Annotated in this window: 12 protein-coding genes; 7 read left to right on the plus strand and 5 right to left on the minus strand. The window is 69.5% G+C overall.

What is annotated here, in order from left to right; translation table 11 throughout:
• The first annotated feature begins 99 nt into the window (after nucleotides 1–99).
• The 7 genes from J7J50_RS03095 to J7J50_RS03125 all read left to right on the plus strand — a co-directional run bounded on the left by J7J50_RS03095 (nucleotide 100) and on the right by J7J50_RS03125 (nucleotide 7,882).
• Complete coding sequence (locus tag J7J50_RS03095; RefSeq protein ID WP_215055227.1) at nucleotides 100–1,953, plus strand: ExeM/NucH family extracellular endonuclease; 1,854 nt, start codon at nucleotides 100–102, stop codon at nucleotides 1,951–1,953.
• A gap of 632 nt (nucleotides 1,954–2,585) precedes the next feature.
• Nucleotides 2,586–3,260 (plus strand): alpha/beta fold hydrolase, encoded by a 675-nt coding sequence (locus J7J50_RS03100; RefSeq protein WP_215055225.1) that lies wholly within the window; start codon nucleotides 2,586–2,588, stop codon nucleotides 3,258–3,260.
• A gap of 13 nt (nucleotides 3,261–3,273) precedes the next feature.
• Nucleotides 3,274–4,338 (plus strand): lysozyme inhibitor LprI family protein, encoded by a 1,065-nt coding sequence (locus J7J50_RS03105; RefSeq protein ID WP_215055223.1) that lies wholly within the window; start codon nucleotides 3,274–3,276, stop codon nucleotides 4,336–4,338.
• A 23-nt stretch (nucleotides 4,339–4,361) separates the two neighbouring features.
• Nucleotides 4,362–5,444, plus strand: coding sequence for a cell division protein ZapE (gene zapE, locus J7J50_RS03110; protein ID WP_215055448.1), 1,083 nt, complete (start codon nucleotides 4,362–4,364; stop codon nucleotides 5,442–5,444).
• 544 nt (nucleotides 5,445–5,988) lie between these two features.
• Complete coding sequence (locus J7J50_RS03115; protein WP_057945111.1) at nucleotides 5,989–6,372, plus strand: HU family DNA-binding protein; 384 nt, start codon at nucleotides 5,989–5,991, stop codon at nucleotides 6,370–6,372.
• Nucleotides 6,373–6,661: 289 nt separating this feature from the next.
• Nucleotides 6,662–6,940, plus strand: a complete 279-nt coding sequence (locus J7J50_RS03120; protein WP_215055221.1) for a hypothetical protein — start codon at nucleotides 6,662–6,664, stop codon at nucleotides 6,938–6,940.
• 132 nt (nucleotides 6,941–7,072) lie between these two features.
• Nucleotides 7,073–7,882, plus strand: a complete 810-nt coding sequence (locus tag J7J50_RS03125; protein ID WP_215055219.1) for an aminoglycoside phosphotransferase family protein — start codon at nucleotides 7,073–7,075, stop codon at nucleotides 7,880–7,882.
• Between the two features lie 216 nt (nucleotides 7,883–8,098).
• Here J7J50_RS03125 and J7J50_RS03130 read toward each other — a convergent pair whose 3' ends face one another.
• The 5 genes from J7J50_RS03130 to J7J50_RS03150 all read right to left on the minus strand — a co-directional run bounded on the left by J7J50_RS03130 (nucleotide 8,099) and on the right by J7J50_RS03150 (nucleotide 15,150).
• Nucleotides 8,099–9,493 carry an efflux transporter outer membrane subunit gene (locus tag J7J50_RS03130; protein WP_215055217.1) on the minus strand — a complete coding sequence of 465 codons (1,395 nt, stop codon included), beginning with the start codon at nucleotides 9,491–9,493 and terminating at the stop codon, nucleotides 8,099–8,101.
• The gene (locus J7J50_RS03135) at nucleotides 9,490–10,677 is read right to left on the minus strand and encodes an HlyD family secretion protein (RefSeq protein ID WP_215055216.1); all 1,188 of its coding nucleotides are present in this window, start codon (nucleotides 10,675–10,677) and stop codon (nucleotides 9,490–9,492) included. The genes J7J50_RS03130 and J7J50_RS03135 overlap by 4 nt, the downstream gene beginning before the upstream one ends.
• Nucleotides 10,678–10,693: 16 nt before the next feature.
• The gene (locus J7J50_RS03140) at nucleotides 10,694–12,487 is read right to left on the minus strand and encodes an MFS transporter (RefSeq protein WP_215055214.1); all 1,794 of its coding nucleotides are present in this window, start codon (nucleotides 12,485–12,487) and stop codon (nucleotides 10,694–10,696) included.
• Nucleotides 12,488–12,641: 154 nt separating this feature from the next.
• On the minus strand, nucleotides 12,642–13,976 hold the full coding sequence (locus J7J50_RS03145) for an APC family permease (protein WP_215055212.1): 1,335 nt from the start codon (nucleotides 13,974–13,976) through the stop codon (nucleotides 12,642–12,644).
• Nucleotides 13,977–14,256: 280 nt separating this feature from the next.
• Nucleotides 14,257–15,150: a LysR family transcriptional regulator gene (locus tag J7J50_RS03150; RefSeq protein ID WP_215055210.1), complete on the minus strand. Its 894-nt coding sequence runs from the start codon at nucleotides 15,148–15,150 to the stop codon at nucleotides 14,257–14,259.
• Nucleotides 15,151–15,296 lie beyond the last annotated feature (146 nt).

Here is a 15,296-nt window from a genome sequence, read left to right on the forward strand (position 1 = left end):
CAAAAAGGGGAAACCGCACTTCCCGCCAGACGGCACACGACGGCGCGCAACACCGCTGCGGATAATGGCCGCTGTGTTCACCGCCCCGCCGAGCCCGCCATGACGCGATTCCGCCCCGCCCTCGCCTTCGCGCCCTGCCTGCTGCTGGCCGCCTGCGTCACCACGCCGCATGCCGATCGCGCCGGCCGATCGGGCGCGAACGTATCGGCGCAAGGCGTGACCGCGATCGGCACGGCACGCGCCAACCTCGGCAACGACCCGCGCCAGGTCACCCTCGCCGGCATCGTCACCGCCGCGCTGCCCGGCAAGGACCAGACCCCGGGTTGGCTGATCCAGGACGCCGGCGACGGCGATCCGGCCACCTCCGATGCGATCTGGGTCACCGGCGCCGCCGCGGCGGGACTCGCGCCCGGGCAGACGGTGCAGGTCAGCGGCCGCATCTACGAAGCCACGCTCGAACCCGATCGCAAAGGCCGCGCCCGCTCGCTGACCGCGATCGACGCCGAACGCATCGCCCCGCTCAGCTCGCGCGCGCAGCGCAAACGGCTGGCGGCGATCCAGCCGGTCGCGATCGAACGCGCCCCCACCGACTGGCGCGCGCTGCAAGGCATGCGCGTGCGCATCGCCGCGCCGCTGACCCTGGGCGAGCGCGATCCCGAGCAACGCACCATCGCGGTGTCCTTCGACGGCCGGCTGTGGCAACCCTCCGAACTCGCCGCGCCCGGCAGCGAGCAGGCGCGCACGATCGCCGCCGACAACGAACGCCGCCGCCTGCTGCTGACCGGCGACGCCGCGATCCTGCCCGCCGCCGCCTTCGCCGCGCGCAGCGGCAGCCGCCTGGACGCGGTCGAAGGCGTGGCGGTGCCGGTCGCCGGCCACGACGGCCTGCGCCTGAGCGCGGCCCCGGACCTGCACGCCGCGCCGCGCCCGCCGGTGCCGCGCGTCGCCGGCGACCTGCGCATCTCCGCCTTCAACCTGGAGAACCTGTTCAACGGCGACGGCCGCGGCGGCGGATTCCCGACCCCGCGCGGCGCGCGCACCCCGGCCGAGTATCAGGCGCAGCAAACCAAACTGGTCGAGACCATTCACGCGCTCAATCCCGATGTCGCCGCGCTGATGGAATTGGAGAACGACGGCTACGGCCCCGAATCGACCCTGGCCGAGCTAGTCGCCGCGCTGGATCGCGCCGATGCGGCCAGCGGCGGCCCGCAGGATTGGCGCTACGCGGCGCCGTGCCGGCAGACCTGCCCACCGCGCGGCGCGGGTTCGTGCAAGGACGCCTGCGCCGCTTCGACGCGTGGACCGGGCGACGATCAGATCCGCGTGGGCCTGATCTATCGCGGCCAGCGCGTGGCCGCGCGCGGTCCGGCGGCGACCTTGCAGCAAGGCCCGTTCGGGCCGCTGGCGCGGGTGCCGATGGCGCAGGCGTTCAACGCGATCGGCGCCGACCGCAAGCCCGGGCCGGCGTTCGTGGTCGTGGCCAATCACTACAAGTCCAAGGGCTGCGGCAAGAACGCCAGCGGCGCCGACAAGGACCAGGGCGACGGCGCCTCGTGCTGGAACGCGGCACGCAGCGAATCGTCGCGGCGCCTGGATGCATGGCTCAAGACCGATCCCACCGGCAGCGGCGGCGAGCTGACGATGATCGTCGGCGACCTCAACGCCCATGCCCAGGAACAACCGCTGCGCGAGTTGTATACGGGTGGCTGGCAGGACGCGTTCGCCGTGGCCAAGATCGAATCGCCGTACAGCTACGTCTACGAGGGCGAACTCGGCCGCCTCGACCACGCCCTGCTCTCGCCGAAGCTGGCCGCGCGGCTGCGCGGCGCGGTGGAGTGGCACACCAACGCCGACGAACCCGAGAGCGCCGGTTACCGCAACGGCGGCGCCGGCCCGTGGCGAAGCTCCGATCACGACCCGGTGTTGCTGGGCTTCGACCTGATGCCGCGCTGAGGCATTCAAGCCTGTTGTAGGAGGGAGTTTTTGTGGGAGTGAGTTTTGTAGGAGGGCCAGCTTTTGTGGGAGGGCCTTCAGGCCCGATGCCTTCCGCTCCGACACCGTGAAACTTCACCGCGACCTGTAACAAAAGCATCGGGGCTGAAGCCCCTCCTACAACAGACTTCGCGGGCCGCGGCGGGCTTCTGTGGGAGGGCCTTCAGGCCCGATGCCTTTCGCTCCGACACGGTGAAACTCCACCGCGATCTGTAACAAAAGCATCGGGGCTGAAGCCCCTCCTACAACAGACTTCGCGGGCCGCGGCAGGCTTTTGTGGGAGGGCCTTCAGGCCCGACGCCTTTCGCTCCGACACGGTGAAACTTCATCGCGACCTGTAACAAAAGCATCGGGGCTGAAGCCCCTCCTACAACAGACTTCGCGGGCCGCGGCTGGCTTTTGGGGGAGAGCCTTCAGGCCCGAGGCCTTTCGCTCCGGCACGGTGAAACTTCATCGCGACCTGTATCAAAAGCATCGGGGCTGAAGCCCCTCCCACAAAAGTCCGCTCCGCCCGCTAAAGCCTGCGTAACCGCCAGCCACGCGCAACACACCGTCATAACACCGCTCTCACCCCGCCACGTATCATGCGCGGCATGAGCACCCCCGCCTTTCCCAGCGACGCGTCCACCGCGCTGACGCTGCCCGGCCCCGCCGGCGCGATCGAGATGATCGTCGAGGCCGCCGAAGCGCCGCCGCGGCCGATCGTCGCCATCGTCTGCCACCCGCTGCCGACCGAGGGCGGGACCATGCACAACAAAGTCGTGACCATGGCCGCGCGCGCGCTGCGCGAGTCGGGCGCGGCGACGGTGCGCTTCAACTTCCGCGGCACCGGCGCCTCCGAAGGCGAATTCGACCAGGGCGAAGGCGAATGCGACGACCTGCGCGCGGTCGCCGCCTGGGTCCGCGCGACGCGCCCGGACGCGCAGCTGTGGCTGGCCGGTTTCAGCTTCGGCGCCTACGTCTCGCTGCGCATGGCCGACGAACTGCGGCCCAAGCTGCTGATCTCGATCGCGCCGCCGGCCGGGCGCTGGGACTTCGACCGCATCGCCCCGCCGCAGGGTTATCCGTGGATCGTGATCCAGGGCGAGGCGGACGAAATCGTCGATCCCGAGGCGGTCTACGCCTGGATCGGCGGCCTGCGCCAGCCGCCGGAACTGGTGCGCATGCCCGACACCTCGCATTTCTTCCATCGCCGGCTGATCGACCTGCGCGGTGCGATCAAGAACTCCGTGCGCCCCCATCTTCCGCCGGAATCCGCTCCGGCCTGACAGGATTTTCCCGATGCGCCCCGCCCCGAGCTTTGCGCTGCTGTACGCCTGCGCCTGCCTCACCGCGCTCGCCTGGTCGGCCCGCGCCGACGCGGCCGGCATCGACTGCGCCAAGGCCAAAAGCAAGAACGAACAAGCCATCTGCGCCGACCCGGTGCTGAGCGGCCGCGATGGCGAACTCGCCCAGGCCTACCGCGCCGCGCTCAAGGCCAGCCAGTACGGCGGCGAGCTGAAGAAAGACCAACTGGCCTGGATCAAGGAACGCGACCGCTGCGATGGCCAGGTGCCGTGCCTGCGCCGCGCCTATGTCGAGCGCCTGACCGAACTCAAGCCCGGCGCCATCGGCGGCAAGTTCGACTGGAACGGCGACTGGACCCGGGTCGATGGCAGCTCCTCGCTGTCGCTCAAGGCGGCCGGCAAGGACAAGTTCGAGATGGAACTGCAGGCCAGCAACGGCGCCAACACCGGCCTGCTGTCGGGTCGCGCGCGCGCCAACGGCGCTAATGAGATGGTCTACAAGGGCAGCGACGCCAACGCCAAGTGCGAGCTGACCTTCCACCGTTTCCACCGCCAGATCCAGATCGAGCAGCAGCACACCGGCAGCGATTGCGGCGCCGGCCTGGGCGTGCATTTCAGCGGCCGCTACCTGCCCGGCCTCGGCGAGGCGGTGGCGACCACGCAGTGGAATCTGGTCGATCTGGGCGTGGTGCTCAAGCCGGAAAACGACGAGCGCCTGCGCAAGTTGCTCGGCGACGACTACGCCGCGCTGGTCGAGCGCCTGGACGTGATCGATACCCGCGCCGACCAGGAAGGCCTCAACGCCACCGTCACCAACGGCTACGTGCGCGGCCTGGCCAACGCCATGCGCGCGCTGCTGATGCAGACCGCCGACGGAAAGTTCTGGGTCGCGATCCGCGCCGACAACAAGCAGGACAAGCCCGAGCTGCGCTACTACAGCAACGATCCGGCCTGGGCGGCGAAACTGCCCACCACCATCGACAACTGGTCCGACGGCTACCAGGAGCACGTGCCGGTGCGGCTGATGTCGGCCGGCGGCCGCATGCTGAGCCAACCGTGAGCGCAGCCCCGCAGCACGCCGCCCTGACGCCGTCGCAGGCCTACGCCGCCGGCGTCGCGCGCGGCGACTGGAGCGATGATCCGGCGCAGCATCCGGCCCTGCGCGAACTCGACCGCATCCATGCCGGCGTGCTCGATCCGCCCTCGCAAGGCCTGTTCGACCGCCTGCGCGGCAAGCCGCGCGAAGGCGTGCCCGGGCTGTATCTGTGGGGCGGCGTCGGCCGCGGCAAGACTTTCCTGATCGACCTGTTCTACGAACAGCTGCCGATCGCCGAGAAACGCCGCACCCACTTCCACCGCTTCATGCGCGAGGTCCACGCGCAACTGCGCGCGCACGCCGGCGAGAGCGATCCGCTGGCCAAGATCGTGCGCCAGTGGCGCGATCAGCTGCGCGTGCTGGTGCTGGACGAATTCTTCGTGATCGACATCGGCGATGCGATGCTGCTCGGGCGCCTGCTCGACCGCCTGTTCGCCGAGGGCGTGACCCTGGTGACCACCTCCAACACCGCGCCGCCCAATCTGTACGCCGAAGGCCTGCAGCGCGACCGCTTCAAGCCGGCGATCGAGCTGATCCAGCGCCATTGCGCGGTGCTGTTGCTCGACAGCGCGCAGGATTACCGGCTGCGCGCGCTGACCCGCTCGCCGGTCTATCGCGCGCCGCTGGACGCCGATTCCGACGCCTGGCTGAGCGGGCGCTGGAAGGAACTGGCCGCCGGTTGCACGCCGGAAACCGGGCCGTTGCGCATCGACGGACGCGATATCCCGGTGCGCGCGCTGGCCGACGGCCATGCCTGGTTCGACTTCGCCGCGCTGTGCGAAGGCCCGCGCGCGGCCGGCGACTACATCGAGATCGCCACCGAATACCACACCGTGCTGCTCGGCGGCATTCCGATTTTCCCCGGCGGCATCCACGACGACGCGGCGCGGCGCTTCATCAATCTGATCGACGAGTTCTACGACCGCCACGTCAATCTGGTGTGCACCGCGGCCGACGCGCCGACCGCCCTGTACCAGGGCCACCGCCTGAGCGGCGCGTTCGAGCGCACCGCCTCGCGCCTGATCGAAATGCAGTCGGCCGAGTACCTGGCGCTGGAACACCGCGGCTGAGCGCCGCCGGTTCGCCCGCGCCGCGGCGGCGAAGCCGATGCCACCGCCGCGCACCATGACGAATCCGCCCGCGGCGTATGCGCCGCGTGATGACGCACCGGACCGCCACCACGGTGTTTATCCACCCACAGGCACATTCGTGCCGCGCATCGCAGCCCCGATCGGCCGCCGTTCGCGGATACGCGCGTCCGACAGGCCGCACCGCGACTGAATGCCCCTATGCCGGCATCGGCGCGGCGTGCGAGCGAGCGCTCGGGCGCGCGCAAACTCACGCTGCGCCGCCGCAGGAATCGCAATCGGCCTGGTTTTTCAGGGATTTTTTCGATTCTCGCGACGGCCGCGTCGGCGCGGCATTGGGCGAAAAAACCCTGCCGCAGCGGGGATTTCCAGAGCGCCGCGCCGACGAACGGACACGTGCGGCTGAAAAACACGCATATTTTTGCGTCAAAACTCTTGGCGGCGCGTCGAGCTTGCCCTACATTCCGCCTTGCCGAGGGGTTATCCAGGCAACCCATCCATCCAACGAGTGCTACCGGAAAAAACTATGGCTACGAAAAAAACCGCTGCAAAGAAGAAGGCCGCTCCGAAGGCCGCCGCCAAGCCGGCTGCTGCGAAGCCCATCAAGGAAGTGTTGAGCAAGTCGGGTCTGGTTGCGCACCTGGCCGAGACCACCGGCGTGGTCGCCAAGGACATCCGCTCGGTGCTCGCCGCGCTTGAAGGCGCCGTGCACGCGTCGATCAACAAGAAGGGCGCCGGCGCGTTCACCCTGCCGGGCCTGCTGAAGATCACCGCCGTCAGCGTCGCCGCCAAGCCGAAGCGCAAGGGCATCAACCCGTTCACCAAGGAAGAGCAGTGGTTCGCCGCCAAGCCGGCCACGGTGAAGGTCAAGGTCCGTCCGCTCAAGAAGTTGAAGGACGCCGCGGCCTGATGACCGCCGATGCGGCGTGGCCTGGCCCGCCGCATCATCGCTGCAGCGGACGCCGCCTTCGGGCGGCGTTCTGTTTTTCGGGCGCCGCGATCGAGCCGGCCGAGCGCACGCGCGACTCCTGAAAATCAGGCCGATCCGCGCCGGCTCTCGCGCCGCGCTTGTCCGGATCGGTGCACACACTTTGCATGAAGTATGAATGCGTCATCCGGCCGCGCGGCCCGGCCTGCCGGCCGGGTTTGCGACGTCGCGGTGCGTGGCATAGTGCGCGTTGTTGTCGTGGAGCATCGTCGTGGATCCGATCAGCCTGGAAGACTTGGCCCTGCTGGATGTCCTGCAACGCATCGACCAGGGGCAGGCTCCCGGCCGTCATGCATCGGACCTGCGCGATCGCCTGATCGACGCCGCGCTGGCCCAGCTCGATGAAGACGGCGACACGCTGTCGCTGACCGACGCCGGCGTGGAGCGCTGCAAGTCCCTGCGCCATCGCGTCGCCGCCGACGCCGAGGCCGCGCCGGTGATCAAGGAGCGCGAGGAATCGGCGGCGGCGCAGGAAGCCGAAGCCGACTGAGCCGGCGCGCGCGCGATCGGTTTCGCGCCGGCGCACGAAGCTACACAAAGAAACATCCGGCCGGCGCCGGCGCGCTTGCCTTGCGCGCGCGCGTCCCGACATCGACAGGCATCGCCCTCGCGCCGGCCCCGCATGACGCCCTTCGATCGCCACCTCTCGCTTTGGAATCTGCGCGCCGACGGCGCGCCGATCCGCACCCACAGCAGCGACCTGCTGCCGGTCCGCCATGGCGCGCAGCCGGCCATGTTGAAGATCCCGCGCGACGCCGAAGAAAAATATGGCGGCGCGATGATGCGGTGGTGGAACGGCGACGGCGCCGCGCGCGTGTACGCGCACGACGAGGAAGCCTTGCTGCTCGAACGCGCCTGCGGCCCGCGGTCGCTCGCGCACATGGCGCGCAACGGCCGCGACGACGAGGCCACGCGCATCCTGTGCGAAACCCTGGAGCGGTTGCATGCGCCGCGCGCCGCGCCGGTGCCGGCCGATCTGGTGCCGCTGCGGACCTGGTTCGCCGATCTGGAAACCTATTCGCGCAGCCATGGCGGCGTGCTGGTGCGCAGTTGGCAGATCGCGCAGGAACTGCTGGCGCAGCCGCGCGAGGTGATGCCGCTGCACGCCGACCTCCATCATGAAAACGTGCTCGACGCCGGCCCCGGGCGCGGCTGGATCGCGATCGATCCCAAGCGCGTGATCGGCGAGCGCGGGTTCGACTTCGCCATTTTATTCACCGATCCGGACGAAGAGACCGCGCTGGCGCCGGGCACGTTCGAACGCCGGCTGGCGTTGGTGGTGGAACACGGACGGATCGAGCGGCGTCGCCTGTTGCAGTGGATCGCCGCGTTTCAGGGCTTGTCGGCGGCGTGGTTCATCAGCGACGAGGATGAGTGCGGGAAGGAGTTGGAGATTATCGGCAAGGCGTTGGCGGAGTTGGATCGGGGTTGAGGTTGCTGCGTATCTCTGCTTCTGCCGAACTGCTGTTCTGCTCCCTCTCCCGCTTGCGGGAGAGGGTTGGGGTGAGGGCAGCCAGACGCTACGCATGCTCGGCAGCCGACAGTCCACGAGACTCGCTGTACGTCAGTTGCGCGGTGAATTTTCCGCTTCGCGCGCCCTCACCCCAGCCCTCTCCCGCACGCGGGAGAGGGAGCTCAACGCAGCGACTCATCGAACCGCAGTTTCTTCCCAACCGCCCCCCAGCGCCTTGTACAAATTCACCTCGGCGGTCAGCGCATCGCCCTGCAACTGCAGCACCGTCAGCTCGGCGTTGAACAGATTGCGCTGCGCATCCAGTTCTTCCAGATACGAGGCATACCCCTCGTTGTAGCGGTTGCGCGCGATCCGCAACGCCTCGGCCAGGGCCTGCTGTTGCTGCTGCGCCTGATCGCGCTGCTCATGCAGATAACCGATCGCGGCGAGCGCGTCTTCGACTTCGGAAAATGCGGTCAGCACGGTCTTCTGGTAACCGAGCACGGCCTGATCGCGGCGCGCGGCGCTGGCCTGGGCCTGCGCGCGCAGGCGGCCGTGGTTGAACAACGGCGCCAGCACGCTGCCGCCGACGCTCCATACGCGGATCGGATCGCCGTGCAGTAGGCTCGATTCCAGACTGCCCAGCGAACCGGTCAAACGCAGCGACGGCAGCAACTGCGCGCGCGCGGCGGCGAGAGTGGCGTCGCTGGCGGCGATCTGCGCTTCGGCCTGGGCGATGTCGGGACGGCGGCGCAGCAGTTGCGAAGGCACGCCGGCCGCGGGCAAGGCCGGCGCGGCGATGTCCACCAGCGCCTTGCCGCGGGCGATGGCCTGCGGCGCGCGGCCCAGCAGCACCGACAGCGCGTCTTCCTGGCGCCGGATCGCCAGCTGCAGCTGCGGCACGACCTGCGCGGTGGCGCGGTATTCGGCCTGGGCCTGGGCCAGTTCCAGGCGCGAGGTGTAGCCGGTGTCGAAACGGCGCTGGGCCAGCTTGAGCGCGTTCTCGCGCGACACCAGCGTGCGTTGCGCGACCTCCAGCCGGGCGTCGCTGGTGCGCAGGCCCAGGTAGGCCGAGGCGACCGCGGCGGCGATGCTCAGGCGCACGCTGTCGGCGCCGGTTTCGCTGGCCAGCAGATTGGCGCGCGCCGCATCCGTCAGTGCGCTGAGCCGGCCCCACAGATCGACTTCGTACGCGGCCTGGAACTGCGGCTGGCTGACATTGGAAATGTTCGCGCGGCCGGTGGCGGCGCTGACGCTGCGCGAACGCGTGGCGCTGGCGCCCAGGTCCAGGGTCGGCCATTGCGCCGCGCCTTGCGCGTCCAGCAACGCGCGCGCTTCGGCCACGCGCGAGGCCGCCAGGCGCAGGTCGGTGTTGTGGATGAGCGCGGTGTGGACCAGTTCGGCCAGCACCGGATCGTTGTAGCCGCGCCACCAGTCGCGCTGCACCGCGACGCCGGCGCCGGGCGCGTCGCGCCAGGCCGGCGGCGGCGCGGCCACGTCCGGCGGCGGCGCGATGCTGACGCAGGCGGCGAGCAGGCTCGCCGCGGCCGCCAACGCGATGAGCCGGAATCGGGCATGCGATGCCTTCATCGACGGGGATTCCTGTCGCCCGGATCGGCAGGCAGCGCGGGCGCGTCCGACGCGCCGCCCGCTACCGCCGGCACCGCCGCATCGCGCGCCGCGTTCGCCGCGGAGGCCTGTTCGTCGCGGCGCACCGCCTCTTCGTCGATCTTGCTGGCGGTATCGACCGTGGCTTCCACCGACATGCCCGGACGCAGGCGCGCCGCCGGTTCCTGATCGGGATCGATCGAGATGCGCACCGGCAGCCGTTGCGCGACCTTGGTGAAGTTGCCGGTGGCGTTGTCGGTCTTGATCACGCTGAATTCCGAACCGGTGGCCGGCGACAGGCGTTCGACATGGCCGCGCAGGGTCGCGCCGTCGAGCGCGTCGATGCGGAACGAGGCCGACTGGCCGGGACGGATGCGCGCGGTCTGCGATTCCTTGAAGTTCGCCACCACCCACACCCGCTGCGGCACCAGTTGCATCAGCTGCGTACCCGGGGTGACGTACTGGCCCAGGCGCACGCCGATCTCGCCGAGCTGGCCGTCCTGCGGCGCGTGGATGCGGGTGTTGGCCAGATCGATCTCGGCCAGACGCAAGGCGGCTTCGGCGTTGGCGACCGCGGCGGTCAGCGCATCGCGGTTGACGATCACCGAGCGCACGTCCTCGTCGGCCGAGCGCCGCGCCGCCTGGGCCTGGCCCAGGCCGGCTTCGGCTTGACGCAGGGTCGCCAGGGTCTGGTCGCGTTCGCGCTGCGACAGCGAGCCGTCGCCGACCAGCGCGCTGGCGCGGCGCATGTCGGCCTGGGCGCGGGCGAGGTTGGCCTGCGCGGCCTTGAGCTGCGCCTCGACGTTGGCCACCGCGGCTTCGCGCACGCGCCGGGCCTGGGTCGAGTTGGACAGGTTGGCCTGCTGCGCGGCCAGATTGGCGCGGGCCTGATCGACGCGCTGGCGATAGTTGCGATCGTCCAGTTCGACCAGCACCTGCCCGGCCTTGACCCGCATGTAGTCCTGCACGCGCACCTGGGCGACATAGCCATCGACCTTGGGCGCGACCACGGTGACGCTGCCGCGCACATAGGCGTTCTCGGTGGTCTGGCGCGCGCTGGAGAACGGCCACAGCCGCCAGGCGTAGAGAATCAGCAGCACGCCGACGATGGCGATCACGATCGCCGGGATCGTGGCTTTGGACTGGAAGGGCGTCTTCAAGGGCATTGGGGCGTCCTTCGGATCAGGAAACAGGCGCGGCGGGAAGCGCCGGCGCGGACGGGGCTGGCGAGGATTGAAGCGGAGCGGCCGTCACAGGCGCGTCGCGAGGCGGATCGGGCGCCGCCGCGGCCGGCGGCCCGAACGGCCCGGGCACTTGCGCGGCGAAACTCACCACGGTGTGGCCGCGCCGCCACAGATGCCATTTCAGCAACAACACCCAGACCAGCACCACGACCGCCAGCCACGCCACCGACAGGAACACGTCGTTGTAAGCCAGCACCCACGACTCGCGCGTGACCTGCTGGCTCAGCGAGGTCAGCGCCTGATTGCCGCGCGCGGCCGGATCGCCGACCACCCGCGCGACCGCGCCGCCGAGCTGCTGGGTGCGCAGCACCACCTGCGGATCGCCGAGGGTGAGCTGCTGCATCAGATGCTGGTAATGCGCGGTCTGGCGCTGGGCCAGATAGGTGCCGAGCACGGCCGAGCCGAGCAGGCCGCCGAGGGCATTGGTGGTGCTGAACAAGACGATGAAGGTCACCAGATTGCGCACGCCGTCGGCGACCACGCGCACCAGCGCGAGCAGGATCGAACTGGCCAGGAACATCGACGCGGCCATCGCGATCAAGGTCTGGGTGATGTAGAAGTTCGCCGGCCGGGTCAGGTTGGTGGCGTGCGAATCGATGTAGGCGCACACGCCGACGATCGCCACCGCGATCAGCCCGAGCATGTCGAAACGCTGCCTGGGCAAGAACGGCAGCGTCACCACGAAGCCGGCGACGGTGCCGATCAGCACCAGCCAGAACAGCGTATGCATCTGGTCGTTGAGCAGGCCCAGCACGTTGAGCAGCCCGACCGCGCCGACCGACTGCTCCGACAGCACCATGCGCGACAGCACGATCGCCAGCCCCAGCCGCACCATGTAGCCGCCGTGCAGCAGCCAGCGGATGTTGACCATCGGCCTGGAGCGATTCATCTCGATCATCACGAACGCGCCCGCGCACAGCACCGCCGCCACCAGGCAATGCCCCAGCCACGGCGTGTCCAGCCACCAGCGCAACCGGCCCTGGGTAAGCACCACGCACACCAGCGCGATCGCGCTGGCGTACAGCGGAAAACTGGCGATGTCCCAGCGATCGAACATGTTCTGGCGCGGCACCGGCGTCACCCGCAGCAGATTGATCGCGGCCAGGCAGGCCAGTGCCAGCCCCAGTTCGAACATCACGATGCCGTGCCACTGCGCGTTGAGCAGCAAGGTTTCCGCGACGATGCGCGAGATCGGCGCGCCGGTCTGCAGCGCGGCGAAGCCGAACATCAGGCCGACGATCTTCTTCGGCCCGGTGAACACTTCCGCCATGTACAGGATGGTCAGCGAGCTCAGCGGCGCGGCGGCGATGCCGAGCGCGGCGCGCGCGGCGATGGCCGAGTCCAGATCGTTCGCGAGCAGGTGCACGACCGCGGCGACCACGAACAGGCCGATACCCAGATCGGCGAACAGGCGCAGGCCGTAATGCAGGCGGAACTTGGTCAGCAGCAGGCTGGCGGGAATATTGGTGGCGAAGTACGCGGTCAGCAGCCACGTCGCCTCGGCGCTGGTGGCGCCGAGCGCGCCCTGCACCTGCTGCAGGTTGGACGCGACCAGGTTCATGCCCAGGCTTTGCGTGAGGCCGAGCAGCAGCGAGATGGAGACGAAACCGGCGATGCGCCAACGCGACATCGGCGTGGGCGCGAGCGGCGGGCCGGGCGGGGCGACATCGGCCGGCGGCGGCGCGGCGGCGGGCGCTTGAACGGTCGGTTCGGTGGCGGCGGTGCTGGCCATGATCGAGGCGCGTGGCTCCCGCTGTTCCCTTGCAGGCCCTAGTAGGCAACAGGCGGCGGCCCGGGATCAAGCGCGCGCGTGTCGGTCCGCTGTTCGTTTCGCGCTGAAATGCGCGGCCCGGTGTGCTCGCGGCGTGAGGACGGCGGCGAAACCGCTACGGCGCGCGGCGACGTCGCAAGGTCAGCACGCCGTACAAGGCCACCAGCACGATCAGCGACACCACGATCGCCGCCCATTGCGCCGGCGTCATCGTCGCCAGGATCGCGATCATGATCGCCACCGCCAGCAGCGGCATCGGCCAGCTGCCGCCGGGCAGGCGGAACGGTTCGCCGGCGCCGCGCAAATCCAGCGCCTGCGCGCGCCACGCCGACACCGACACCGCCGCGAACAGTAGGCAGATAGCACCGCCGGAGATCAGCGCCAGGGTTTCGAAATTACCGATCAGGGCCAGCGCCAGGGCGATGCCGGCGTGCGCGGCCAGGGCCACCCGCGGCACGTGATAGCGCGCATCGACGCGGCCGAAGGCCTGCGGCAGATAGCCGTCGCGGCCCAGCGCGAACAACAGGCGCGAGGACGAGAACAGATTGCCCATCAGGAAACCGGTCATCGACACGCCGGCGGTGATCAGCAGCAGACCGTGCGCGGGCGACCAGATCGCGCCGGCGGCGTCGGCGACCGGCGCGGTGCTGGCGTCCAGGCGCGGGCCGAGCAAGCCCTGGCAGGCGATCTGGATGCCGATGTACAGCAGCACCACCACCACGATCGCCGACAGCGTCGCGCGCGGCACGTGGCGCGAGGGATCGCGCACCTCGCCGGTCGGCACCAGCGCGGTCTCCATGCCGGAATAGGCGAACACCACCAGCACCATCGACGGCCCCAGCGCGCTCCACGGCGGCAGCTGCGCGAAGCCGACATGACTCCAGTCCACGAACAGCAGGCCGACGCTGGCGAGCAGGAACAGCGGCGTGAGCTTCAGCGTGGCCAGCAGCACGATCATGCGCGCGCCGAGCTTGACCCCGAAGGCGTTGAGGGCGAACAGCAGCGCATAAGTCGCGGCGATGAAGAGCGCGCGCGGCAGCGGTTCGCGCAGCACGTTGCAAGCGTTGCCGGCCTGTTCGGCCAGGGCCGCGGCCACGCCCGCGCTTGAGGAGGTATTGCAGATCCACATCAGCGCGCCGGCGAGGAATCCCGCGAATGGTCCGAACGCCGCGCCGACGAAGGTGTACGGCCCGCCGGTCGCCGAAGCGCGGCTGCCGACGGCGGAAAAGCACAGCGCGATCGGCACGATCGCGATCGCCCCGGCCACGAACACCAGCGGCGCGCTCGCGCCCATGCGGCTCATCAGCAGGGCCGGCAGCATGAAGATGCCGGCGCCGACGATGATGTTGATGATCGACGCGGCGAGCTGGAACGGCCCCAGCGCGCGGACCAGGGCGGCTTCGCCTTGCAGGGCCGAAGGCGGAGGAGACGGAACGGGCGATGCGGTCATGGCGACTTCCCGGCGGATCGGCCGCAGCCTCGCATGGCGGCTGGGGAAAGGCGAGGTGAGGTGCAGCAAAGGCGACGAGGGTCGCAGTGGCCGACGTTGTTGCCGTTGCTGTTGCTGTTGCCGTTCCCCCCTTTGAAAAAGGGGGGCAGGGGGGATTCGCTTTTGCTTATAAACCGCCCCGCCAAACTTCGCTGCCCATCGCAGTCAAAAGCAAATCCCCCCTAACCCCCCTTTTTCAAAGGGGGGAACTGTTTCGCGGGGCTGGGGGTTCGTCGCGCCCTTACATCAGCTCGCGCATGAAATCCACGAACACCCGCAACTTCGTCGGCAACTGCTTGCGCGCCGGGTAATAGATGTAGAACCCCGGAAACGGCGGCTGATAATCGTCCAGCACCTGCACCAGCCGCCCCGCGCGCACATCCTCGCGCGCGATCGGCTCGAACAACTGCGCCATCCCCAGGCCCGCGCGCGCGGCGCTGAGGATCATCACGCCGTCGTTGAAGATCAGCCGCCCTTCCACGTCCACTTCGAAATCGCGGCCGTCGCGGCTGAATTCCCACGGATACAGACGCCGGCTGCCCGGCAGGCGCAAGCGGATGCATTCGTGGCCGACCAGTTCCTGCGGCGTGCGCGGCTTGTCGCGACGCTCGAAGTACGCCGGCGTCGCCACGATCACCTGCCGCTGCATCCCGCCGACCGGCAGCGCGATCATGTCGCGCGCCAGGCATTCGCCGAGCCGGATGCCGGCGTCGAAACCGCCGGCGACCAGATCGGCCAGCGTGTCGTCGGCGAACAACTCCACTTCCAGTTCGGGATAGCGCGCGAGGAATTCCGGCAGCCGCGGCTCGACCAGCACCTTCGCCGCGGTGCGTCCGACATTGATGCGCAGGCGGCCGGTGGGACGGTGGCGGACCGCGTCGAGGTCGTCGAACGCAGCCTCGATCTGCGCCAGCCCCGGGCCGATCTGATCCAGGAAGCGCGCCCCGTGCTCGGTCAGGCCGACCTGGCGGGTGGTGCGGTTGAGCAGGCGCACGCCGAGCTTGCTCTCCAGGCCGCGGACGGTCTGCGACAGCGCCGACGGCGAGATCTCCAGCTCGGCCGCGGCACGGGTGAAGCTGCCGAAATGGGCGACGCGGGCGAAGGCCAACACAGCAGGCAGAGGATGGACGGCCATAACGTCTCCGAAGCCAGGACAGTCGGCCCAATTATGAAGCAAACCTTCATAAGCCATTCGGACAACGCCGGTTTTTCGATCAATCGCGCGAGCCTAGAGTTCACACCACGCCCCGCCGGGCGCCGCGGCCCCTCCCCCACGGCCGC

The organism is Lysobacter sp. ISL-50 (genome assembly GCF_018612875.1).
Lineage (GTDB): Bacteria > Pseudomonadota > Gammaproteobacteria > Xanthomonadales > Xanthomonadaceae > Lysobacter.